At 73.4% G+C, this 22,204-nt stretch carries 16 protein-coding genes and 1 pseudogene; 12 read left to right on the top strand and 5 right to left on the bottom strand.

Annotated features, from left to right (window positions below):
- The first annotated feature begins 132 nt into the window (after positions 1 to 132).
- Both polA and ACFWWU_RS13225 read left to right on the top strand, forming a co-directional pair.
- On the top strand, positions 133 to 2,853 hold the full coding sequence (gene polA / locus ACFWWU_RS13230) for a DNA polymerase I (protein ID WP_384143440.1): 2,721 nt from the start codon (positions 133 to 135) through the stop codon (positions 2,851 to 2,853).
- Between the two features lie 460 nt (positions 2,854 to 3,313).
- Positions 3,314 to 3,985, top strand: a pseudogene (locus tag ACFWWU_RS13225) (serine hydrolase); the annotation flags it as partial.
- Between the two features lie 214 nt (positions 3,986 to 4,199).
- Here ACFWWU_RS13225 and ACFWWU_RS13220 read toward each other — a convergent pair.
- The gene (locus ACFWWU_RS13220; protein WP_384143437.1) at positions 4,200 to 5,105 is read right to left on the bottom strand and encodes a DUF4184 family protein; all 906 of its coding nucleotides are present in this window, start codon (positions 5,103 to 5,105) and stop codon (positions 4,200 to 4,202) included.
- A 274-nt stretch (positions 5,106 to 5,379) separates the two neighbouring features.
- Between ACFWWU_RS13220 and ACFWWU_RS13215 the strand changes: the two genes are divergently transcribed.
- The 3 genes from ACFWWU_RS13215 (at position 5,380) to ACFWWU_RS13205 (ending at position 8,573) form a co-directional block, all read left to right on the top strand.
- Positions 5,380 to 7,269: a lytic transglycosylase domain-containing protein gene (locus tag ACFWWU_RS13215; RefSeq protein ID WP_384143434.1), complete on the top strand. Its 1,890-nt coding sequence runs from the start codon at positions 5,380 to 5,382 to the stop codon at positions 7,267 to 7,269.
- 170 nt (positions 7,270 to 7,439) lie between these two features.
- Complete coding sequence (locus tag ACFWWU_RS13210) at positions 7,440 to 7,580, top strand: SPW_0924 family protein (RefSeq protein ID WP_107105423.1); 141 nt, start codon at positions 7,440 to 7,442, stop codon at positions 7,578 to 7,580.
- Positions 7,581 to 7,589: 9 nt separating this feature from the next.
- Positions 7,590 to 8,573 (top strand): DUF3068 domain-containing protein, encoded by a 984-nt coding sequence (locus ACFWWU_RS13205; RefSeq protein ID WP_384143431.1) that lies wholly within the window; start codon positions 7,590 to 7,592, stop codon positions 8,571 to 8,573.
- Here ACFWWU_RS13205 and hrpB read toward each other — a convergent pair.
- A complete protein-coding gene (hrpB, locus tag ACFWWU_RS13200) occupies positions 8,557 to 11,118 on the bottom strand; it encodes an ATP-dependent helicase HrpB (RefSeq protein WP_384143428.1) in 2,562 nt (853 codons plus the stop codon). The two genes, ACFWWU_RS13205 and hrpB, sit on opposite strands and share 17 nt — an antisense overlap.
- A 68-nt stretch (positions 11,119 to 11,186) precedes the next feature.
- Positions 11,187 to 12,026, bottom strand: coding sequence for a class I SAM-dependent methyltransferase (locus tag ACFWWU_RS13195; protein WP_384143425.1), 840 nt, complete (start codon positions 12,024 to 12,026; stop codon positions 11,187 to 11,189).
- Positions 12,027 to 12,393: 367 nt separating this feature from the next.
- Between ACFWWU_RS13195 and rpsA the strand changes: the two genes are divergently transcribed.
- The 4 genes from rpsA (at position 12,394) to ACFWWU_RS13175 (ending at position 16,142) form a co-directional block, all read left to right on the top strand.
- Positions 12,394 to 13,902 (top strand): 30S ribosomal protein S1, encoded by a 1,509-nt coding sequence (gene rpsA / locus ACFWWU_RS13190; RefSeq protein ID WP_024757309.1) that lies wholly within the window; start codon positions 12,394 to 12,396, stop codon positions 13,900 to 13,902.
- A 186-nt stretch (positions 13,903 to 14,088) separates the two neighbouring features.
- Positions 14,089 to 15,027, top strand: a complete 939-nt coding sequence (locus ACFWWU_RS13185; protein ID WP_329624076.1) for a PAC2 family protein — start codon at positions 14,089 to 14,091, stop codon at positions 15,025 to 15,027.
- Positions 15,028 to 15,058: 31 nt separating this feature from the next.
- Positions 15,059 to 15,664: a dephospho-CoA kinase gene (gene coaE, locus ACFWWU_RS13180; RefSeq protein WP_384143422.1), complete on the top strand. Its 606-nt coding sequence runs from the start codon at positions 15,059 to 15,061 to the stop codon at positions 15,662 to 15,664.
- Between the two features lie 109 nt (positions 15,665 to 15,773).
- Positions 15,774 to 16,142 (top strand): tetratricopeptide repeat protein, encoded by a 369-nt coding sequence (locus ACFWWU_RS13175; RefSeq protein ID WP_384143419.1) that lies wholly within the window; start codon positions 15,774 to 15,776, stop codon positions 16,140 to 16,142.
- A gap of 10 nt (positions 16,143 to 16,152) precedes the next feature.
- Here the strand turns inward: ACFWWU_RS13175 and ACFWWU_RS13170 are convergent, their stop codons facing one another.
- Together ACFWWU_RS13170 and ACFWWU_RS13165 are read right to left on the bottom strand one after the other, a co-directional pair.
- Positions 16,153 to 16,419 (bottom strand): DUF6343 family protein, encoded by a 267-nt coding sequence (locus ACFWWU_RS13170; RefSeq protein ID WP_384143416.1) that lies wholly within the window; start codon positions 16,417 to 16,419, stop codon positions 16,153 to 16,155.
- A gap of 91 nt (positions 16,420 to 16,510) precedes the next feature.
- Complete coding sequence (locus ACFWWU_RS13165) at positions 16,511 to 16,846, bottom strand: hypothetical protein (RefSeq protein WP_384143413.1); 336 nt, start codon at positions 16,844 to 16,846, stop codon at positions 16,511 to 16,513.
- 229 nt (positions 16,847 to 17,075) lie between these two features.
- Between ACFWWU_RS13165 and ACFWWU_RS13160 the strand changes: the two genes are divergently transcribed.
- The 3 genes from ACFWWU_RS13160 to ACFWWU_RS13150 all read left to right on the top strand — a co-directional run bounded on the left by ACFWWU_RS13160 (position 17,076) and on the right by ACFWWU_RS13150 (position 22,201).
- The gene (locus ACFWWU_RS13160) at positions 17,076 to 19,979 is read left to right on the top strand and encodes a DEAD/DEAH box helicase (protein WP_384143409.1); all 2,904 of its coding nucleotides are present in this window, start codon (positions 17,076 to 17,078) and stop codon (positions 19,977 to 19,979) included.
- Positions 19,976 to 21,262, top strand: a complete 1,287-nt coding sequence (locus ACFWWU_RS13155; RefSeq protein WP_384143406.1) for an SWIM zinc finger family protein — start codon at positions 19,976 to 19,978, stop codon at positions 21,260 to 21,262. Before ACFWWU_RS13160 ends, ACFWWU_RS13155 begins: the two co-directional genes overlap by 4 nt.
- Positions 21,263 to 21,400: 138 nt before the next feature.
- Positions 21,401 to 22,201 carry a chaplin gene (locus ACFWWU_RS13150; RefSeq protein ID WP_384143403.1) on the top strand — a complete coding sequence of 267 codons (801 nt, stop codon included), beginning with the start codon at positions 21,401 to 21,403 and terminating at the stop codon, positions 22,199 to 22,201.
- Positions 22,202 to 22,204: the final 3 nt, after the last annotated feature.

Here is a 22,204-nt window from a genome sequence, read left to right as displayed (position 1 = left end):
GCGGTAATCCTGTGGCGTACGTCTCCGATCCTGTCACGGACCACTGACGGAGCGGCGGGCCGGCCAGCGCGACGGGGCGGGGCCGGGGTATCGGCGACCGGGAATGTCAGTGGGGCGTGGGAGGATCGTTCCGTGGCCGAGACAGCATCGAAGAAGACCGAGAAGACCGAAGCGGACCGCCCGCGACTCCTCCTCATGGACGGGCACTCCCTGGCGTACCGCGCGTTCTTCGCGCTGCCCGCGGAGAACTTCACCACCGCGACGGGCCAGCCGACGAACGCGATCTATGGTTTCGCCTCGATGCTGGCGAACACCCTCCGCGACGAGGCGCCCACGCACTTCGCGGTGGCGTTCGACGTGTCCCGCAAGACCTGGCGGTCCGAGGAGTTCCCCGAGTACAAGGCGAACCGCTCGAAGACACCCGACGAGTTCAAGGGCCAGGTCGAGCTGATCGGCGAGCTCCTCGACGCGATGAACGTGCCGCGTTTCGCCGTCGACGGCTTCGAGGCCGACGACGTCATCGCGACCCTCACCGTCCAGGCCGAGGCCGAGGGCTTCGACGTCCGGATCTTCACCGGCGACCGGGACTCCTTCCAGCTGGTCTCCGACCGCACCACCGTGATCTACCCCACCAAGGGTGTCTCCGAGGTCACCCACTTCACTCCGGAGAAGGTCCAGGAGAAGTACGGCCTCACGCCCTCGCAGTACCCCGACTTCGCGGCCCTGCGCGGCGACCCGTCGGACAACCTGCCCGGCATCCCCGGCGTCGGTGAGAAGACCGCCGCCAAGTGGATCAACCAGTTCGGCTCCTTCGCCGAGCTCGTCGAGCGCGCCGAGGAGGTCAAGGGCAAGGCCGGGCAGAACTTCCGGGACCACCTGGAGGCCGTCAAGCTCAACCGCCGCCTCACCGAGATGTCCAAGGACGTGGAGCTGCCCAAGGCCGTCACGGACCTCGCGCGCGAGCCGTACGACCGCGGGGCCGTCGCCCTCGTGCTCGACACCCTGGAGATCCGCAACCCCTCGCTGCGCGAGCGGCTCCTCGCCGTGGACCCCGGCGCCACCGAGGAGGCCGCCCCGGCGCCCGCCGCGGGCGTCGAGCTCGACGGCACCGTCATCGGCTCCGGCGAGCTCGCCCCCTGGCTCGCCGAGCACGGCGCCGAGCCCCTCGGCATCGCCACCGTCGACAGCTGGGCCCTCGGCACGGGGAACGTGAGCGAGGTCGCCCTCGCCGCCGCCGGGGGAGCCGCCGCCTGGTTCGCGCCCAGCGACCTCGACGAGACCGACGAGCGGGCCTGGGCCGCGTGGATCGCCGACCCGGCCCGCCCCAAGGTCATGCACAACGCCAAGGGCGCCATGCGCGTCTTCCCCGAGCACGGCTGGAGCATCGCGGGCGTCACCATGGACACCGCGCTCGCCGCCTACCTCGTCAAGCCCGGTCGGCGCTCCTTCGCGCTCGACGCGCTCTCCGTCGAGTACCTCCACCGTGAGCTCGCCCCGGCGGCCGCCGCCGACGGGCAGCTCGCCTTCGGCGCCGACGACACCGCCGAGGCCGAGGCCCTCATGACCCAGGCGCGGGCCGTCCTCGACCTCGCCGACGCCTTCGACGAGCGGCTCGGCGAGGTCGGGGCCCGCGAGCTCCTCCACGACGTCGAGCTGCCCACCTCCGTCCTCCTCGCCCGCCTGGAGCGGCACGGCATCGCCGCCGACCGCGACCACCTGGAGGCCATGGAGCAGCAGTTCGCCGGCGCCGTGCAGCAGGCCGTGAAGGAGGCGCACGCCTCCGTCGGCCACGAGTTCAACCTCGGCTCGCCCAAGCAGCTCCAGGAGGTCTTCTTCGGCGAGCTGAACCTGCCGAAGACCAAGAAGACCAAGACCGGGTACACGACGGACGCCGACGCGCTCGCCTGGCTGGCCGGACAGACCGAGCACGACCTGCCCGTGATCATGCTCCGCCACCGCGAGCAGGCCCGGCTCCGCTCCACCGTCGAAGGCCTGATCAAGACCGTCGCCGCCGACGGCCGGATCCACACCACCTTCAGCCAGACGGTCGCCGCCACCGGACGCCTCTCCTCCACCGACCCGAACCTGCAGAACGTGCCGGTGCGCACGGACGAGGGCCGGGCCATCCGGCACGGCTTCGTCGTCGGCGAGGGCTACGAGGCCCTCATGACCGCCGACTACAGCCAGATCGAGCTGCGGGTCATGGCCCACCTCTCCGAGGACGAGGGCCTCATCGAGGCCTTCGCCTCCGGCGAGGACCTGCACACCACGGTCGCCTCCCAGGTCTTCGGCGTCGAGCGGACCGCCGTCGACGCCGAGATGCGCCGCAAGATCAAGGCCATGTCGTACGGCCTGGCCTACGGCCTCTCCGCCTTCGGCCTCGCGCAGCAGCTGAACATCGACCCGGGCGAGGCCGCCGGCCTGAGGGACACCTACTTCGAGCGCTTCGGCGGGGTCCGGGACTACCTGCGCCGGGTCGTCGACGAGGCCCGCGCCACCGGGTACACGGAGACGATTCTCGGCCGCCGCCGCTACCTGCCCGACCTCAACAGCGACAACCGGCAGCGCCGCGAGTCCGCCGAGCGGATGGCGCTCAACGCACCCATCCAGGGCACGGCCGCCGACATCGTCAAGGTCGCCATGCTCAATGTCGACCGGGCACTGACGGAGGCGGGCCTCGCCTCCCGGATGCTCCTCCAGGTCCACGACGAAATCGTGCTCGAACTCGCTCCCGGCGAGCGCGAGCAGGTCGAGGCGCTGGTCCGCGAGCAGATGTCCGCCGCGGCGGACCTCCGCGCCCCGCTCGACGTCTCCGTCGGCGTGGGCCGCGACTGGGACTCGGCGGCGCACTGACGCAGGGGGCGCGCGCCCGGCCGTGTGTGTGCCCGCGCCCTGCCGTGTCGGCCCGCGCCCTGCCCCCGTCCGTGCGGACCCGAGCCCGTCCGTGCGGACCCGCGCCCTGCCCGTGCGGACCCGAGCCCGCCCGTTTCGGCCCGAGCCCGCCCATGCGGACCCGCCCCCGCCCGTGCGGACCCGCCCCCGCCCGTGCGGACCCGCCCCCGCCCGTGCGGACGCGAGCCCGCCCATGTGGGCCCGAGCCGCCCATGTGGGCCCGCCCCGCCCGTTGTGGGCATTCGTCCCGCTGGGGCGGGACGGGTGGGCACAACGGGACGGCGCCCCTTGCCGGGCCTAGGCTTCCGTGCCTGAACCGGCACCCGGGTGCGGTGCCGCTCCGGGCCCGGCCCGGCAGGTGTGCGCCAGGTGGACCACTCCAAGGCGCGCCCCCGCACCCCGGCTCCCAACACTGGGGAGCATGATCACGAGCCGCCGCCGCTCCCGCCTCCGCACCTGGGCCCTCCTCGGGGCGCTCCTCGGAGCATCGGGCACCGCCGGGCCCGCCGAGGCGCACGGGGCGGGACACCAGGCACCCGCCCTCTGCACCTCGTCCCAGGAACCCGCCCTCGCCACCCGCATGTCCCGGGACATCGCCGCCGCGCTCAAGGACCGCGACGGCACGGTCTCGGTCGCCGTCCACGACCCCCGGCGCGGGCTGCGCTGCCGGCTCGGGGACGCCCGGCTCTACGACTCGGCCAGCATCGCCAAGGTCCTCATCATGCAGGCCGTCCTCGGGCGGGCCGAGGAGCTGGGCCGCGCGCCCAGCCGCATGGAGACCCAGCGGATGAAGGCCATGATCACCCGATCCGACAACACCGCCGCCACCGACCTGTGGCAGGGGCTCTCGCGCGCCCGGCTGAACAGGGTGCTGCGCGAGGCAGGCGCCCAGGACACCGTCCTCGGCCACGACCGCTACTGGGGCCTCACCCGCACCACCGCCCGCGACCAACTGGCCCTGCTCGCCGCCGTCTCCCGCCGCACCGAGGCGCTCACCCTGATGGGGCAGGTCGTCAGCGGCCAGGCCTGGGGCGTCACCGCGGGCGCGCCCCGCACGGTCAAGGTGCACCTCAAGAACGGCTGGCTGCCCCGCGCCACCCACGAGTGGCGCGTCCACAGCATCGGCATCGTCCGCGGCACGGGCACCACCACCGGCAGCGCCTCCGTCGACTACCGGCTGGCCCTCCTGAGCCACGACAACCCCACCATGCGGTACGGAGTGCGCACCCTGGAGGGGATCGCCCTCGCCGTGCACCGCGGACTCGCGGGCAGCACGGCGGCCCGCGGCTTCACCCCCGGGGACAGGATCAGCGAGACCCCGGACGGGAGCGCTCCGCGCGGCGAACCGGGGGCTCACCCTCCGGCGCCGGGCGGGACGTGGCCGGGGCACCGGCCGCAGGAGTGGGGGACGTACCCAGGAGCCGTGCCCCCGTCCCGTACAGCACGAGCCCGACGGCGAGCCCCGCGCCGGCCCCGAAGCAGGCCGTCGGAATGACGTCCAGGGGCGTCTCGATCCGGTTCCAGCCCCAGTACGCGGCCCAGCGCAGCACCCGGTGGGCCACCCCGGCGAGGACGCAGCCGCCGATGAGGCCGACCGCGACGAGCCGCCCCCGCCGGCCCGGGACCGGCACCCGGGCGGGCAGCTCCGTGCCCGGCGCGGTGGAGCGCAGCGCCCGGAACGTGAACCAGCAGAGGAGCCCCAGGGCCAGCGCGGAACCCCCGTACTGCGCGTAGAGATAGACGGGGAACCCGGCCACGATCTCGCCGAGGAAGGGGATCGCCCGCGTGCCCCAACGGTCGATGTGGGTGAAGGAGTCCCACACCACGTGGGTCGTCGAACCGATCACCGCGGAGAGGAAGAACCAGCCGGCGAGCACCGCCGTGTGCCGGTCCCGCCAGGGACGTCCCCGTACGAGCCCGTACACCCGCCCCCGCCACCGGGCCGGCAGCAGGGCGACGAGCGGCTCGCGCACGGTCAGCCACAGGGCCACCAGCACCGCGGTGATCAGCACGTCGACCGAGACGATCCCGACGGGGGAGTGGGTGACGTCGCCGAAGACCATTGCCCCGGGCACCGCCGTGGCCGCGAAGTAGGTCATGTCGGGCGCGAAGGAACCCGCGACGAGAGCGGAGGCGACCAGCGGTCCGCGCGCCGTCCCGTCACGGCGCAGCCCGGGCAGGACGGCGGCGGCATGGCTCAGCGTGAACGGCAACGGGGCTCCCAGGTGGTTCCGGTGGTGGCCGCCGGGGCGGAACGGCCGCAGTGCAAGAGGTGCCGGACACGTGGGTCGGTTCCCGCCCTGGGCCGGTCCGTCCGTATACGTGAGGAGGCCACCGGTCCGGGTCCGATCGCCAGGAGGCCGAGAGGTGGCGAAAGCGTGAAACACGGTCAGGCGCCAGTGCCCGGCGGTCCGGAGTTGGCATAGGGTCGCCAGAGGTCACACGCGGGGAGCGTGGGACTCAGTCGATGGGGAGGGGACCACAGGTATGGCAGCGCAATTGGGCCGCCGGCTGCGCAAGGGGGCCACCAGCGGTGCGGTGGTGGCCGCGGCGGTCGCGGCGCTCGCCGCTTCGCAGGCTCCGGACATGATCCCGCCGCCCGCGGACAACGCCGGCGGCGACCGGGCCATCGGCGCCGGGGACACCGCCACGCCGCCGACCGACGGTTCCGCGACCGGCGATTCCCCGTACTACACCGAACTGCCGCCGCTGAACACCCCGATCAAGCCCGGGGCGCCCACCCACCTGCCGGTGATCACCGGGCCCGCCGAGGCCGGCATACCCGCGTCCGTCCTCTCCGCCTACAAGCGGGCCGAGGCGTCGGTCCGCTCGACCGACCCCGGCTGCAACCTGCCGTGGCAGTTGCTCGCCGGCATCGGCAAGGTCGAGTCCGGCCAGGCGCGCGGCGGCGGTGTCGATGCCAACGGCACCACTCTCTCGCCGATCCTGGGCCCCGCCCTCAACGGCGTCGGCTTCGCCAACATCTCGGACACCGACGGCGGCGCCTACGACGGCGACAAGACACACGACCGAGCCGTCGGGCCGATGCAGTTCATCCCGTCCACCTGGGCGACCTGGGGTCAGGACGCCAACGGTGACGGCAAGAAGGACCCGAACAACATCTACGACGCCGCGCAGGCCGCCGGTCTCTACCTCTGCGCCGACGACCGGAACCTCGCGCTCAAGGTCGACCTCGACCGCGCCGTCCTCAGTTACAACCGCTCGACGGAGTACCTGAACACGGTCCTGTCCTGGTTCGAGTACTACAAGCGCGGCACCCACCAGGTCCCGGACGGCACGGGAGTGCTGCCGGTCGACCGCAGCGACGACCGCGGCCGGGGCAACCGCCCCACGACCACCCCGCCGCTCTCGCCTCTCCCGACGACGCCCGCGCCGACGCCCCCCGCGTCGAAGCCGGTCCCGCCGAAGTCGCCGAAGCCGTCCGAGCCGGGCGTGCCGCCGACCACCCCGCCGACGACGGACCCGAGCAAGCCCCCGACCACCCCGACCACACCGCCCACGACCCCGCCCACGACCCCGCCCACGAAGCCCACCACCCCGCCGACGACGCCGCCCACCGTCCCCCCGGCCGTCAAGGTCACGCGGCTCGCGACCGTGACCACCGGTCCGCTGACGACCACCACCGGGAACGTCTTCGGCAAGCCCCCCACGGTCGCGGCGCTCGACGCCTCGGGTGCACCGGTCGTCGGGGTGAGCATCAGCTTCGAGATCGTCGGAACCACCGACGCCCGCTTCGCCGGGGGGACGGCCAAGGCCACCGTCACCACCGGCGCCAGCGGCATCGCCGCCTCTCCCGCGCTGCGGGCGGGCGAGAAGCTCGGCTCGTTCACGATCCGGGCCGTCGTCGTGGGCCGCACCCCCCTGGTCGCCGCCGAGTTCACCGCGACGGTCACCGAGCGCCAGGCGGACACCCTCACGCGGCTCGACGGCGATGCCGCCCTGCCCGCCACCACCGGCACCGGGTTCGCCCAGCAGCTCCGGGTGAAGGCCACCGAGAAGGGCGCGCTCGCCCCCGGCGTCCTCGTCACCGGCCTCGTCGTCACCTCGAAGACCGCGACCGCGCCGAGCGCCGAGGGCCCGTACTTCAAGGGCGAGGCGGGCACGACGGTCCGGACCAGGACCTTCACGACCGGTGCGGACGGTCTGATCACCCTCGCCCCCGGCGACCTCCTCGCGGGCGAAAAGGCGGGCACGTTCTTCCTCAAGCTGACGACGTCCGGCGGCGGCAGCGTCTTCGTCGAGCTCACGGTCACGGCGCCCGAGCCCACCCCTGAGCCGTCGACCCCGGAACCGACGCCCTCCACGACCGGCTCGCCCGAGGCCTCCTCCTCTCCCTCCTCCTCGCCCTCGGCCTGACCGAAGGACCGCTCCCCGCGTCGCGTCCTCCAGCGCCGCCCCTTCGTCCGCACCGGACGCGGGGGCGGCGTTCGGCGTTACCCGGGTGCAACGTGTTCTCATCTCGCGGTCGCGTTGCTACGGTGCCCCCGCCCTGACGCCCTATCAGATCGATCAGCGGGAGGCCGACCATGCGCGCCCTTGTCGCCGTCGCCATCGGACTCGCCCCAGTCCTTCTCTTCGTCCTCCTCGTCTCCCTGGTCGATCTGCCGCCGGACGGGCCCACCTCGCCCAAACCCCTGCTGACCGCCGATCCCGGCCCGAAGAAGTAGGGGGAGACCGTGCGCCGCCGAGCCAGCCTCGTCCTGCTCGCATTCGCCGTCTGCTTCGCCGCCATGGCGCCGACCCTGCGGTGGTACGCCTTCCCGCGCCTGGCGAAGATCCCGCCGAACCAGTACCAGGAGACCGTCCTGGAGGCCCGGCCCGCGACCCTCCTCAACTACGCCACGCTCAAGGCCGAGAAGGTCGAGAAGCTCACGATCATCCAGACCCTCAAGGGCAACGTGGAGGAGTCGCAGCGGATCGAACGCGACGCCGGGCGCGACGTCGTCGTCTGGGACGCCCTCGCCTACGTCACGGGCCCCGACGGCAAGATGGTCTCCAAGGTCCCCGAGCGGTACATCTTCGACGCCCACACCCAGGACCCCGTCCACGCCACCGGCGAGACGGTCGACGGCGACCCGGTCCGGCGCGAGGGCATCGAGTTCAAGTGGCCCTTCCTCACCGAGAAGCGGGACTACCAGTACTTCGACGCCCAGACCCGCACCTCGGCCCCCATCCACTACAGGGGCACCCAGACCTTCCGCGGCCTGGAGGTCTACTACTTCGAGCAGACCATCCCCTGGACCAAGGTCCCCATGCCCAAGACCATGCCGGTCAAGATCCCCCCGGAGGTCCTCGCCGAATCCGGCCTCACGCGCTGGTACACCACCAAGCGCATGTTCTGGGTCGAGCCGGTCACCGGCGCCCCCGTCAACGGCGAGGAGATCCACCGGGAGGAACTCCGCAACGCCAAGGCACTGATGGGCCAGGACACCATCACCGTCTTCGAGGGCCACGTGAAGATGCGCGCGGACTACGTCGACAGCATCGTCGAGATGGTCGGCTCCAACCGTCTGATGGTCATGATGCTCGTCTCCTACATGCCCTGGAGCCTCACCGTCCTCGCCTTCGCCCTCCTCGCCCTCGCCTTCTGGCTGGAGGCCCGCTCCCGCCGCCCGGCGGCACCATCGGAGCCGTCGCGGCCCGTCACCGCTCCCGTCTGAGCCGCGCGCTGGTGTGCCGGGTCGGCTCCGCCGCGGAAGGGTCCTCCGGCCACGGATGCTTCGGATACCGGCCCCGGAGCTCCGCCCGCACGGCGCGGTATCCCTCCCGCCAGAACGACGCCAGGTCGGCGGTGACGGCCGCCGGCCGCCCGGCGGGGGAGAGCAGATGGACCAGCACCGGCACCCCCGCCACCCGGGGCGTCTCGGCCAGGCCGAACATCTCCTGGAGCTTCACCGCGAGCACCGGCCGCCCGCCGCCGTACTCGACCCGTATCCGCGAACCGCTCGGCACCTCGATCCGCTCCGGTGCGAGCTCGTCCAGTCGGCCCGCCTCGCCCGTCGCCCAGGGCAGCAGCCGCCGCAGCGCCTGCCCGGCGTCGATCCGCCCCAGATCGGCCCGGCGCGCGGCCCGGGACAGCTCCGGCTCCAGCCACTCCTCGGCCCGGTCGACCAGCGCCCCGTCCGCCACGTCCGGCCACGGGTCGCCCAGCTCCCCGTACAGGAAGGCGAGCCGCTCGCGCAGCTCCGAGGCGTCCCGGCTCCACCGCAGCAGGCCGATCCCCTCCCGCCGCAGCCCGTCGAGCAGCGCCTCCCGTACGAGGGCGGGCTCGGCCTCGGAACCGAGGGGCCGTACGGTCAGCTCGACCGCGCCCAGCCGGTCCACCGAGCGCGCGACCACATCCCCGTCCTCCCAGTGGACCTCCTCGCCCGTGGCCCGCAGATGACCCGCCGCCCACCGGGCGGTGCCCTCGTCGACCACGGCCGCCAGCCGTACCCGCGCCGTGGCGTCCCGCGCCGTGCGGTCCGCCACCGCCACCGCCAGCCAGGGCGTGGAACGCAGCCCCGACCCCTCGGCGATCCGGGCCCCGCTGCCCGACACCATCAGATAACCGCCCTGCTCCCGGGCCCTGGCCACCCGCTCCGGAAAGGCCAGCGCGGTCACCAGGCCGGCCACGGCGTCCTCACTGCCCGCCCGCGAACCAGCCCCCGCCTTCGCGTCCCGCCCCGGTTCGGCGGCCTCGCCGGCCGAACGCTCCAGGCGCCGTGCCTCCGCCTTCCAGCGGGCCGCGTAGCCGTCCCCGCCCCGGCGGGCCGACCGCCAGGCCGCCGTCAGATCGTCCCCGTACGCCCGGGGAGGCTCCTCGCTCAACAGCGCCACCACTTCCGCCGCCCGCCGGACACCGACCTCGGCGGCTCCGTCGAGCAGCGCCCGGCCCAGCCGGGGGTGGAGCCCGAGCCGGGACAGCCGCCCTCCGCGCTCGGTGGCCCGGCCGTCCTCGTCCACGGCACCGACCGCCGCCAGCACGGAACGGGCCGCCGCCATCGCCCCGGCGGGCGGTGCGTCGAGCAGAGCGAGCCCCTCCGCCGTCGGATCGCCCCAGCACGCGACCCGCAGGGCGAAGTCCGCCAGATCGGCGATCCGGATCTCGGGCGAGGGGAACCGCACCCGGCTCCCGTCCTCGGCCTCCGCCCAGCACCGGTAGACGGTGCCGAAGGCCTCGCGCATCGACCGCCCGGACCGCTGGGTGGCCGCCGCGATCGACACCGGCACCGTCGCCAGCGACCCCAGCCCCCGCGCATGGTCCATCCGGGGCTCCCGCGCGAGCCCCGAGTCCACGACGATCCGGACCCCCGGCACCGTCAGGCTCGACTCCGCCACCGAGGTCGACAACACCACCCGCCGCCGCCCGCCCGGCTCGGAACCCCGCAGGACCGCGTCCTGCACCGCCGCCGGCGCCCGACCGTGCAGCTGGAGCACCTCCGCTTCCAGACCGGCGAGCAGCCCCGCCGTCCGGGCGATCTCCCCCGTACCGGGAAGGAAACAGAGGACGTCCCCCTCGTGCCGCTCCAGCGCCAGCCGGACCGTCGCCGCCACATGGCGCAGCAGAGCCGGGTCCACCCAGGTGCCGTGCGCCGGCCTGATCCCCGCCGGAGGAGCGGCGAACCGGACCGCGTATCCGTGTCCCTCGCCCTCGCTCCGCACGATCGGCGCGGGGCCGCTGCCGTCCACGACGGTGAGCAGCCGCGCCCACGCCTCCGCGTCGCTCGTCGCCGAGGCCGCGATCAGCTTCAGCTCCGGCCGCAGGGCGGCGCGTACGTCCACCAGGAAGGCCAGGGCCGTATCGGCGTCCAGGTGACGCTCGTGGCACTCGTCGAGCAGCACCACGTCCACGCCGGCCAGCTCGGGATCCCGCTGGAGCCGCTGGAGCAGAAGGCCGGTGGTCACCACCTCGACCCGGGACGCGGGACTCACCCGTCGCTCGCCGCGCACCGAGAAGCCGATCGTCCCGCCGACCTCCTCGCCGAGCAGCCAGGCCATCCGCCGGGCCGCCGCGCGCACGGCCATCCTGCGCGGCTCTGCCACCAGCACCCGCCGCTTCGGTCCGTCCCCTATAAGCCCCGCGAGCGCGAGCGGCACCAGCGTCGTCTTGCCGGTGCCGGGCGGCGCGTGGAGCACCGCCGTGCCGCGCTCCGCGAGCGCGGTCAGCAGCTCGGGGACGGCATGGCGGACGGGAAGCAGGTCGAGTGCGTCGTTTCGGATCACGCACTCAGTTTCATACGCGAGGAGAAGAGGTGGGTCCGGTTGTCCACAGACCCCACCTATTAATAGGACTAATCCTGGCGTTCACAGACGAAGATCGCCGTGCCAGGGATCAGGTTCCCCCGGAGCGGAGACCAGCCGCCCCACTCCTGGCTGTTCCAGGCCGGCCACTCCGGCTCGACCAGGTCCACGAGCCGGAAACCGCCGGCCACCACGTCCCGCACCCGGTCCCCGAGCGTCCTGTGGTGCTCCACGTACACGGCCCGGCCCTGCTCGTCCTGCTCGACGTAGGGCGTGCGGTCGAAGTACGAGGCCGCCACCGAGAGGCCCTCCGGCCCCGGCTCGTCCGGGAACGCCCAGCGGATCGGGTGCGTCACCGAGAAGACCCAGCGCCCGCCGGGCCGCAGCACCCGGCGCACCTCGCGGAAGACCCGTACCGGATCGGCGACGAACGGCACCGCGCCGTACGCCGAGCAGACCAGGTCGAAGGAGCCGTCCCGGAAGGGCAGCGCGCCTGCGTCCGCCTCGACCAGAGGCACGCCCCCGCCGATCCGCAGCGCGTGCTGGAGCTGCCGGTGCGAGAGGTCGAGGGCCACCGGCCGCGCCCCCCGCGCCGCCAGCCAGCGTGAGCACTGCGCCGCGCCCGCGCCGATCTCCAGGACATCGCGCCCCTTCAGCGAACCGGCCGGCCCGAGCAGCTCCGCCTCGGCCTCGTCCAGCCCCTCAGGGCCCCAGACGAACCGGTCGTCGCCGAGGAACGCCCCGTGCTCGCTCTGGTACTCGTCCGCGTTCCGGTCCCACCAGCCGCGGCTCGCCCGGCTGCTCTCCGCGTCCCCCGCGTCACGCCGGGTCGCCTCGGCGTCGTCCTCGGCCTCGTCGTGGCCCTCGTGCTGTTCGTACTCTTGGTTCATCTCGCCCGCCGATGTAGTTTGCGCTCAGTGCCGCCCCGCGGACCGACCCCGCCGAAGGGCGGGGATCCGGCGCGGATCCGGCGCGGCGGACAGGAAATTGTGCCGGGTTTGCGCGGTTCTGCCCCTGGTGCGCGCTTCGCGCATTGACCCTGTCCGGCCGCCCCCGTATGCTAAAGGTTGCGCTGCGGGCCTGCGCGCCTCAGACGGAGTAGGCCGCGCTCGTACCTGTTGTATGTCCCCTCGGTTTTCGAGGCACTTTTCCGTTCGCGGGAAGGGGCCTCATGGCTGTCCGGCTTCTTGGTGCGATACGGGCTCTCGGCGTAGCAGTACCTACGACTTTCTGTCCGTAACCGGAGCCCTTACCCACATGACGAGCAGCACCGAGACCACCGCCACCACCCCGCAGGTTGCGGTCAACGACATCGGTGACGAGGAAGCATTCCTCGCCGCGATCGACGAGACGATCAAGTACTTCAACGACGGCGACATCGTCGACGGCGTCATCGTGAAGGTCGACCGGGACGAGGTCCTGCTCGACATCGGTTACAAGACCGAAGGCGTGATCCCGAGCCGTGAGCTCTCGATCAAGCACGATGTCGACCCGAACGAGGTCGTCAAGGTCGGCGACGAGATCGAGGCCCTGGTTCTCCAGAAGGAGGACAAGGAAGGCCGCCTGATCCTCTCGAAGAAGCGCGCCCAGTACGAGCGCGCCTGGGGCACCATCGAGAAGATCAAGGAAGAAGACGGCATCGTCACCGGTACCGTCATCGAGGTCGTCAAGGGTGGTCTCATCCTCGACATCGGCCTCCGCGGCTTCCTGCCGGCCTCCCTCGTCGAGATGCGTCGCGTCCGCGACCTCCAGCCCTACGTGGGCAAGGAGCTCGAGGCGAAGATCATCGAGCTGGACAAGAACCGCAACAACGTGGTCCTGTCCCGCCGTGCCTGGCTCGAGCAGACCCAGTCCGAGGTTCGCCAGACGTTCCTCACCACCCTGCAGAAGGGTCAGGTCCGCTCCGGCGTCGTCTCCTCGATCGTCAACTTCGGTGCCTTCGTGGACCTGGGTGGCGTCGACGGCCTCGTGCACGTCTCCGAGCTCTCCTGGAAGCACATCGACCACCCGTCCGAGGTTGTCGAGGTCGGCCAGGAAGTCACCGTCGAGGTTCTCGACGTGGACATGGACCGCGAGCGTGTCTCCCTGTCGCTGAAGGCGACGCAGGAGGACCCGTGGCAGCAGTTCGCCCGTACGCACCAGATCGGTCAGGTCGTCCCGGGTAAGGTCACGAAGCTGGTCCCGTTCGGTGCGTTCGTCCGCGTGGACGAGGGCATCGAGGGTCTGGTCCACATCTCCGAGCTGGCCGAGCGCCACGTGGAGATCCCGGAGCAGGTCGTCCAGGTCAACGACGAGATCTTCGTCAAGGTCATCGACATCGACCTCGAGCGTCGTCGCATCAGCCTCTCGCTGAAGCAGGCCAACGAGTCCTTCGGTGCCGACCCGGCCTCGGTCGAGTTCGACCCGACCCTGTACGGCATGGCCGCGTCCTACGACGACCAGGGCAACTACATCTACCCCGAGGGCTTCGACCCCGAGACCAACGACTGGCTCGAGGGCTTCGAGACCCAGCGCGAGGCCTGGGAGACCCAGTACGCCGAGGCGCAGTCTCGCTTCGAGCAGCACCAGGCTCAGGTCATCAAGTCCCGTGAGGCCGACGAGGCCGCCGCTGCCGAGGGCGCTGCCGCCCCGGCCGCCGGTGGCAACGCCGGTGCGGGCATCTCGGGTGGTTCGTACTCCTCGGAGTCGGACGACAACTCCGGCGCCCTGGCGTCGGACGAGGCGCTCGCCGCCCTCCGCGAGAAGCTCGCCGGCGGCCAGAGCTGAACAGGCTCTCCGCTGAGCGCTAGCCGCTAGCGAATCGAGGCCCGCTTCCCTTCGGGGGAGCGGGCCTCGGTCGTTTCCGCGCCTCTGCCCGGGCCACCGGACTCCTCCTCCGGAAGATCGGCCCGCACGGGAATGGTGGTGCGGCGCACGGCGTTGCCAGAGAGAACACGAGGAGGAGCGGTAATCGTGCTTGATCCCCAGGATTTGTACGAATGGGACCCGAAGGGCCTGGCCGTCGTGGACCTGGCCCTCGCGCAGGAGTCGGCCGGGCTGGTCATGCTGTACCACTTCGAGGGCTACATCGACGCGGGCGAGACGGGTGAGCAGATCGTCGAGCGACTGCTCGACACCCTGCCGCACCAGCTGGTGGCCCGCTTCGACCACGACCGGCTCGTGGACTACCGCGCCCGCCGCCCCCTGCTGACCTTCCGGCGGGACCGCTGGACCGCGTACGAGACGCCGACCATCGAGGTCCGCCTCGTCCAGGACGCCACCGGAGCACCCTTCCTGGTCCTCTCCGGCCCCGAGCCCGACGTCGAGTGGGAGCGGTTCGCCGCCGCCGTCCGGCAGATCGTCGAGCGGCTCGGCGTGCGCCTCGCGGTCAACTTCCACGGCATCCCCATGGGCGTTCCGCACACCCGCCCCGTCGGCCTCACCCCGCACGGCACCCGCACCGACCTGATGCCCGGGCACAACAGCCCCTTCGACGAGGCCCAGGTACCCGGCAGCGCCGAGTCCCTCGTCGAGTACCGGCTCTCGGAGGCCGGCCACGACACCCTCGGCGTGGCCGCCCACGTCCCGCACTACGTGGCCCGCTCGCCCTACCCGGACGCGGCCCTGACCGTCCTCGAGGCCGTCACGGCCGCCACCGGCCTCGTGCTCCCCGGCGTCGCCCACGCCCTGCGGACGGAGGCCCGCCGCACCCAGACCGAGATCGACCGCCAGATCGGCGAGGGCGACGACGAGCTGGTCGCGCTCGTGCAGGGCCTTGAGCACCAGTACGACGCGGTGGCCGGCGCCGAGACCCGCGGCAGCCTGGTCGCCGAGCCGGTCGACCTGCCGTCGGCCGACGAGCTGGGCCGCGAGTTCGAGCGCTTCCTCGCGGAGCGGGAGGGCGACGCGTAGCCCTCTCGGGCCAGGCCCTAAGCTGCCGCTCATGCTGAAGGTGGGCCTGACCGGCGGGATCGGCGCCGGCAAGAGCGAAGTGTCGCGGCTGCTCGTCTCGTACGGAGCCGTGCTGATCGACGCGGACCGGATCGCCCGCGAGGTCGTCGAACCCGGGACACCCGGGCTCGCGGCCATCGTGGAGGCCTTCGGGGACGGCGTCCTGACCGAGGGCGGAGCGCTCGACCGGCCGAAGCTCGGCTCCATCGTGTTCGCCGACGCCGACCGGCTGGCCACTCTGAACGCCATCGTGCATCCCCTGGTCGGGGGCCGGTCGGCGGAGCTGGAGAGCCGGGCGGCCGCCGGAGACGTCGTCGTCCACGACGTCCCCCTGCTCACCGAGAACGGGCTCGCGCCGCTGTACGACCTGGTCGTGGTCGTGGACGCGAGCCCCGAGACCCAGCTCGACCGGCTCGTACGCCTCCGGGGCATGGCCGAGGCCGAGGCCGAGGCCCGGATGGCCGCCCAGGCCACGCGCGCTCAGCGGCTGGCCATCGCCGACCTCGTGATCGACAACGACGGTCCGCTGGACGCACTGGAACCGCAGGTGCGGAAGGTCTGGGACGAGCTGGAGCGCCGGGCCGCCGCCCCGGCCTGAGACACGCTCCGCGGCCCTGCACGGGCGCCGCGGGCGCCCGGCGAACGGCGGGCGGAATGCGGCCGCCGGGTTCGGTGTTCCTTCACCTCATCGAGGGAAGGATGCCATCGTGGCCGACAGGAACCCGGAAACCCACGTCATCGACTTCCGCGCCGCCGAGCACCTGCTGGCCGCGCGGGACCCACAGGGCGCCGTGAAACTGCTGGACTCGGTGATCGCCGCCCACCCCGAGAACACGGCGGCGCGACTGCTGCGGGCCCGGGCGTTCTTCGCCGCCGCCCAGCTCCGACCGGCCCAGCTGGAGTTCGAGCTGGTCCTGGAGCGCGAGCCGGACAACGCGTTCGCCCACTTCGCGCTGGCCCGCACCTACGAGCGCTCCGGGCAGTCCGCCCAGGCCACCCGGCACTTCCGGCTCGCCGCCGCTCTCGACCCGAAGCCGGAGTACCTCCAGGCGGCGGGGTTCGACACACGGAACTGACGGCCGCGGTTCAGCGGCCCGCGCCGTGGTCGGGCTCGTAGGGCGGGATGTCCCGGCCCGGCTGCCAGTGCGGGCCCTGGTGGAGGTGGCGCACGACCATCGCCAGATCGACGGTGACCACCAGGAGCAGCACTCCGCAGGCGGCGGCCCAGCCAGGGCGGCCCATCAGGGAGAACACGGTCGTGCCGAAGACGGCCCAGAGCAGCCCCCACACACTCAGCCAGAACCGCAGCCGCAGGGCACTGCGCGCGGTGGCCGGCTCGTTCCCGGAACGCATGACCGTCACCCCTCCCATGGGGGTCCCCGTCCCTTCCAGGATGGACCTGCGGCGGGGGATGGGGAAGGGGAGAGGGGCGCTGCCGGGGTGTCTAGTGGACGACGCTGTAGCTGCGCCAGGGCAGGTCGCCCGGCACGATTCCGTTGCTGGTGTTGATGGGGAGGTAGGTGGAGACCGGACCCCGGCAGTCGCGGGTCGGGTACAACACGATGTCGGTCAGGCTCTCGTTCGCGACCTTGGTCGCACCGGACGGCGCCAGACGATGGCAGCCGTTCACCGAGGGGCTGGTCACGGCCACGGCCACCTTGCGTTCCGTCTCGTAGGAGATCGGGCCCACCGTGGTGCGGCCGAGGCCCGAGCAGCCGGCGACCGCGAGAGTGAGCAGGACGGCTCCGGTGGCCGTCGTGAGACGCCGGCGAACGGACATGGCGAATCCTCTTCTGTCGTGCGAAGGCGGCGGTCGGCAGCACCCCGGATCCACCCCGGTCCAGGCCACCATGCCGCCTGCCGGACCCCGTGTCATCCGCTGATGGGCCGCCCGGGGGAACGGCCCTGGGGGCCGTTGTCAGACCCCACCCGTAAGGTCGGAGTTCCAGTAGGAGAGCCGGGCGGAGATCCCGTCGGAGTCCGCCGCGCAGCGGGAGGAGAGCAGAGCCGTGACACACATCTGGACCGCCGGCGCCGCCGTCTTCCTCCCGGCCGCCCTGCCGCGCGAGGGCCGTGTCGCCTTCTGGGCCCCGGACGGGAGCGCCCTGCCGGATCTCGCCGCGCCCGGCGGCGGGCCGGCGCCCGCCGAAGCCGGTCCGGCCACCCCCGATGGGCCGGAGCGCGTCGAGCTGACCGTCGTCCGGCGGCACGGGAGCGGAGCCCGCACCCGGGCCGTGCCCGCCGTCACCCTCCCCGTCGCCGCCGCTCTTCCCCATCTCGTCGCGGCCCGCCACCACCCGGCCGCGCACCCCGCGGCCGCCTGCTGGGGAGCCGCCGCCCTGCACGCCCTGCAGCTGGTCGCCCGAGGCCGGCTGCTGCCCGGGCTCACCGCCGAGGACCTGGACGCCTGGCGGGCCGGCCCGCTGGACGCCGACGACATCGCCCACCTGCGGGCCGTGGCCGCGGCCATGCCGTACGAGGCGCACGCCGTGCCCGTCCCCGGCCCCGGTCCGCTGCGGCTGCCCGAGCCCGAGGCGCTCGTGCGCGCCTTCCTCGACGCGGTCGCCGACACCCTGCCCCGTACCCCGGCCGCCGCCCACGCCGTCGGGGCGCCGTTCGCGGCCCGGGCGCCGCAGCACCTGCCCCGCGCGCGTGCCTGGGCCGCGGAGGCCGCCGCCGGGATGGACGCGGGTGTACGGGTCTCCCTTCGCCTCGACCTGTCGGGGTACGAACTCTTCGACATCGCCGACCCCGCTGCCGGAGAGGACGGAGAAGAGAGCGGTGCCGAGCGTCAGGCGGCCGCCGCGATCCTCCAGATCCACAGCCTCGCCGACCCGACCCTCGTCATCGACGCCCTCGCCCTGTGGGCGGGGGAGGGCGAGCACTTCGGGCCGCGCGCCCGGATCGACGCGGTCCTCGCCCTGCGCCGGGCTGCCCGCGTCTGGCCACCGCTGGCCCGGCTCCTGGAGCGGGACGTGCCCGACGTCCTCGCCGTCACCGAGGACGAGCTGTACGAGCTGCTCGGCCCGGCGGCGGCCCGGCTCGCCGACGCCGGGGTCGCCGTCCACTGGCCGCGCGAGCTCGCCCGCTCGCTGAGCGCCTCCGCCGTCGTCCGCCCCGCCCTCTCCGCACCCGGCTCCGCGACCGACGGCACGGCCTTCTTCGACAGCGAGGAGCTCCTGCGGTTCAACTGGCAGCTGGCCCTCGACGGCGATCCGCTCACCGAGCGCGAGATGGATTTCCTCGCCGAGGCCCACCGGCCCGTCGTGCGCCTCCGCGACCAGTGGGTCGTCATCGACCCCGACCTCGTCCGTAAGGCCCGCAAGCGCGAACTGGGCCTCCTGGAACCGGTCGACGCCCTCGCCGTCGCCCTCACCGGTACCGCCGAGGTGGACGGCGAGACCGTCCCCGCCGTCCCCGTCGGGGCGCTCGCCGCCCTCCGGGACCGGCTCATGGCCGGCCCCGAGGCCGTGCAGGCCCCGCCCGGTCTGACCGCCACCCTCCGCGACTACCAGCTCCGCGGCCTCGCCTGGCTGGACCTGATGACCTCGCTCGGCCTCGGCGGCTGCCTCGCCGACGACATGGGCCTCGGCAAGACCGTCACGCTGATCGCCCTCCACCTGCGCCGCGCCCGCCGCGCCCCCACCCTCGTCGTCTGCCCGGCGTCCCTCCTCGGCAACTGGCAGCGGGAGATCGAGAAGTTCGCTCCCGGCGCGCCGGTGTGCCGCTTCCACGGCGCCGACCGGGGACTGGACGGAGTGGACGGCGGATTCGTCCTCACCACCTACGGCACCCTGCGCACCAGCACCGCCCGACTCGCCGAGCGGGAATGGGGCATGGTCGTCGCCGACGAGGCACAGCACGTCAAGAACCCGTTCTCCGCCACCGCGAAGGCCCTGCGCGAGATCCCCGCACCGGCACGGGTCGCCCTCACCGGCACCCCCGTGGAGAACAACCTCTCCGAACTGTGGGCGCTCCTCGACTGGACCACCCCCGGTCTCCTCGGACCGCTCAAGGCCTTCCGCTCCCGCCACGCACGGGCCGTGGAGAACAATGAGGAGATCGAGCACGCGGAGGCCGTCGAGCGGCTCGCCCGGCTCGTGCGGCCCTTCCTGCTGCGCCGCCGCAAGTCCGACCCCGGGATCGTTCCCGAGCTGCCGCCCAAGACCGAGTCCGACCACCCCGTCTCCCTCACGCGGGAACAGGCCACGCTCTACGAGGCCGTCGTCCGCGAGACCATGGCGCAGATCGAGGCAGCCGAGGGCATCGCCCGTCGCGGGCTCGTGATGAAGCTGCTGACCTCCCTCAAGCAGATCTGCAACCACCCCGCGCAGTACCTCAAGGAGCAGGCGCCGCGCGGCAGCGGCACCGCCCGGCTCGCCGGCCGGTCCGGCAAGCTCGCCCTGCTCGACGAGCTCCTCGACACGATCCTCGCCGAGGACGGGTCCGTGCTCGTCTTCACCCAGTACGTGTCGATGGCCAGGCTCCTCGCCGACCACCTGGCCGCGCGCGGCATCCAGGCCCAACTGCTCCACGGCGGCACCCCGGTGGCCGAGCGCGAGCGGATGGTCGACCGCTTCCAGGCCGGCGAGATCCCCGTCTTCCTGCTTTCCCTCAAGGCCGCGGGCACCGGCCTCAATCTCACCCGGGCCGGCCACGTCGTGCACTACGACCGTTGGTGGAACCCGGCGGTAGAGGAACAGGCCACCGACCGGGCCTACCGGATCGGACAGACCCAGCCGGTGCAGGTCCACCGGCTCGTGGCCGAGGGCACGGTCGAGGACCGCATCGCCGAGATGCTGCGGGCCAAGCGGGCCCTTGCCGACGCCGTCCTCGGCTCGGGCGAGGCCGCCCTGACCGAACTGACCGACCGCGAGCTGGCCGACCTGGTGTCCCTGAGGAGGCACGCGTGAACCACCCGCGCTCCGCCCGCGGGGCCCTGCCCCGCCACGACGACCGCCGGCGCAGCTTCCCGCAGGTCGCGCCCCGCGAGGCGCCCGACGGGCGGTTCGCCGCCACCTGGTGGGGCAATGCCTGGGTCGAGGCGCTGGAGGACACGGCCCTCGACCCGGCGCGCCTCGCACGCGGGAAGGCGTACGCGGGGCGCGGGCACGTCGACGCGATCACCGTCACTCCCGGCCGGGTCGTCGCCTACGTCCACGGCAGCCGCCCCCGCCCGTACCGCACCGAGATCAGGATGCGGACCCTCGGCGACGACGGCTGGGAGCGGTTCGTCGACGAGGCCACCGCCCGCCCCGATCACATCGCCGCCCTCCTCGACAAGGACGTGCCGCACGCCCTGGAGGCCGTCACCGGCCTGCTGCCCGCGCCGGGGGACCTCGTCCCCGACTGCTCCTGCCCGGACGACGGTTACCCCTGCAAGCACGCCGCCGCCCTCTGCTACCAGGCGGCGAGACTCCTCGACGAGGACCCGTTCGTCCTCTTCCTGATGCGCGGTCGCGGCGAGCAGGAGCTGCTTGCCGAGCTCACCCGGCGCAACGCGGCCCGGTCCGCCGCCGAGACGTCCGCCGCCGCGCCGCCGATGCCGACGGTCCCCGCCCGCGTCGCGCTCGCCGCGACGGCGGCCGGGGCGGCGGCCGGGGCGGGACTTCCGCCGCTGCCCCGGCCGTTGGCGGTCCCCGACCGGCCGGGCCGTCCGGCCGTCTTCCCGCCCGATCCCGAAGCCCCCGACCCGCTCGCCCTCGACCTCCTCGCGAGCGAGGCGGCCGTCCGCGCCCACGCCTTCCTCGCCACCGGACACGATCCGGTCGCCGCGCTCAACCCCTGGCAGGACGCGGTCCGGCTGGCCGCCGCGCACCCCGGTTCCGGGCTCACCGCCTCGACCCGCGCGCTCTACCGCGATCTGGCGTACGCGCTGGACCGCACGCCCACGGACCTCGCCCGTGCCGTCGCCGCCTGGCGGCAGGGCGGCGCCGCCGGACTCGCCGTCCTGGAGGAACCCTGGGACCCGCCGGCCGGTCCGTTCGACCGGGCCCGACCCGCCCTGCTCGCCGCCGACTTCCCCGCCTTCCGGCCCTGGCGCAATCGGCTCTCGACGGAATCCCTCCAGCTCCGGCTGGGCCGGGACGGCCTCTGGTACGGCTACGAGTCGGACGCGGGCCGCGAGGACTGGTGGCCGCGCGGCGACCCCGACCCGGACCCGGTCGGCGCGCTCACCGACCTGCTGGGAGGGTGACGGGAAGGGGAGCCGACACTCGAACGGCACCCACTCGAAGGAGTGAATCCCACCAACGGCCGGATCCGGCATCCGCGTTTGTCGCGTTGATTCCGGTACGGGCACTTGCCCGTGTACACCTCCGGAAGGCAGGAAGCCATGAGGCAGATTCGCCGAAGTGGTCTGGCCACACTGATGGTCACGGGTGGGGCGCTCGCGCTCTCGGCAGGCGCCGCGCACGCCGACGCCGGTGCCCAGGGCGCCGCGGTCGGTTCGCCGGGAGTGATCTCCGGCAATACGGTCCAGCTGCCCGTCCACGTGCCGGTCAATGTCTGTGGCAACACGGTCAACGTCATCGGACTGCTCAACCCGGCGGCCGGCAACAGCTGTGCCAACAAGTCGGCCGCGCCCGAGCCCGGTGGCTACGGCGAGGAGGACGGCGGCGGCCGGTCGCACAAGGACCTGCCCGGCACCCCGCGCGGTGGCGAGCAGGGCGGCGGATCCCACGGGGGCGGTTCCTCCAACGGCGGTGGCGCCACGGCCGAGACCCGCACCGAGGGTTCCCCCGGCATCCTCTCCGGCAACGGCCTCCAGCTGCCGATCGACCTCCCCGTGAACGTCAGCGGGAACTCGGTCAACGTCGTGGGCATCGGCAACCCGGCCGTGGGCAACACCGCGGTCAACGGCCCCGGCAAGCCCGCCCAGCCGATCGAGAAGCCGACGCCGCGCCCGCAGACCCCCGTCAGGAACGTGCCGGTTCCGCGCGCCGAGGAGACCGGGAAGCCCGCCCCCGCGCCCGTACCCGCCCCGGCCCACGCGCCGCAGGCCGAGTCCGAGTCGGTCGCTCTGGCCGCCACCGGTTCGGACACCGTCGGCTACGCCGCCGCGGGGAGCGCCGCGCTGCTGCTCGGCGGTGCCCTGATGTACCGCCGCGCGCGCCGCACCGGGGACCAGGCCTGACGG

Source organism: Streptomyces sp. NPDC058650, from assembly GCF_042717315.1.
Taxonomy (GTDB): domain Bacteria; phylum Actinomycetota; class Actinomycetes; order Streptomycetales; family Streptomycetaceae; genus Streptomyces.
This window is presented reverse-complemented; position numbering and strand designations above follow the sequence as displayed.

Coding starts and splice junctions, on each gene's coding strand:
- ACFWWU_RS13215 (WP_384143434.1), top strand. CDS start 5,380: ATGGCAGCGCAATTGGGCCGCCGGCTGCGCAAGGGGGCCACCAGCGGT.
- ACFWWU_RS13170 (WP_384143416.1), bottom strand. CDS start 16,419: ATGCGTTCCGGGAACGAGCCGGCCACCGCGCGCAGTGCCCTGCGGCTG.
- ACFWWU_RS13195 (WP_384143425.1), bottom strand. CDS start 12,026: ATGAACCAAGAGTACGAACAGCACGAGGGCCACGACGAGGCCGAGGAC.
- coaE (WP_384143422.1), top strand. CDS start 15,059: ATGCTGAAGGTGGGCCTGACCGGCGGGATCGGCGCCGGCAAGAGCGAA.
- ACFWWU_RS13210 (WP_107105423.1), top strand. CDS start 7,440: ATGCGCGCCCTTGTCGCCGTCGCCATCGGACTCGCCCCAGTCCTTCTC.
- rpsA (WP_024757309.1), top strand. CDS start 12,394: ATGACGAGCAGCACCGAGACCACCGCCACCACCCCGCAGGTTGCGGTC.
- ACFWWU_RS13165 (WP_384143413.1), bottom strand. CDS start 16,846: ATGTCCGTTCGCCGGCGTCTCACGACGGCCACCGGAGCCGTCCTGCTC.
- ACFWWU_RS13150 (WP_384143403.1), top strand. CDS start 21,401: ATGAGGCAGATTCGCCGAAGTGGTCTGGCCACACTGATGGTCACGGGT.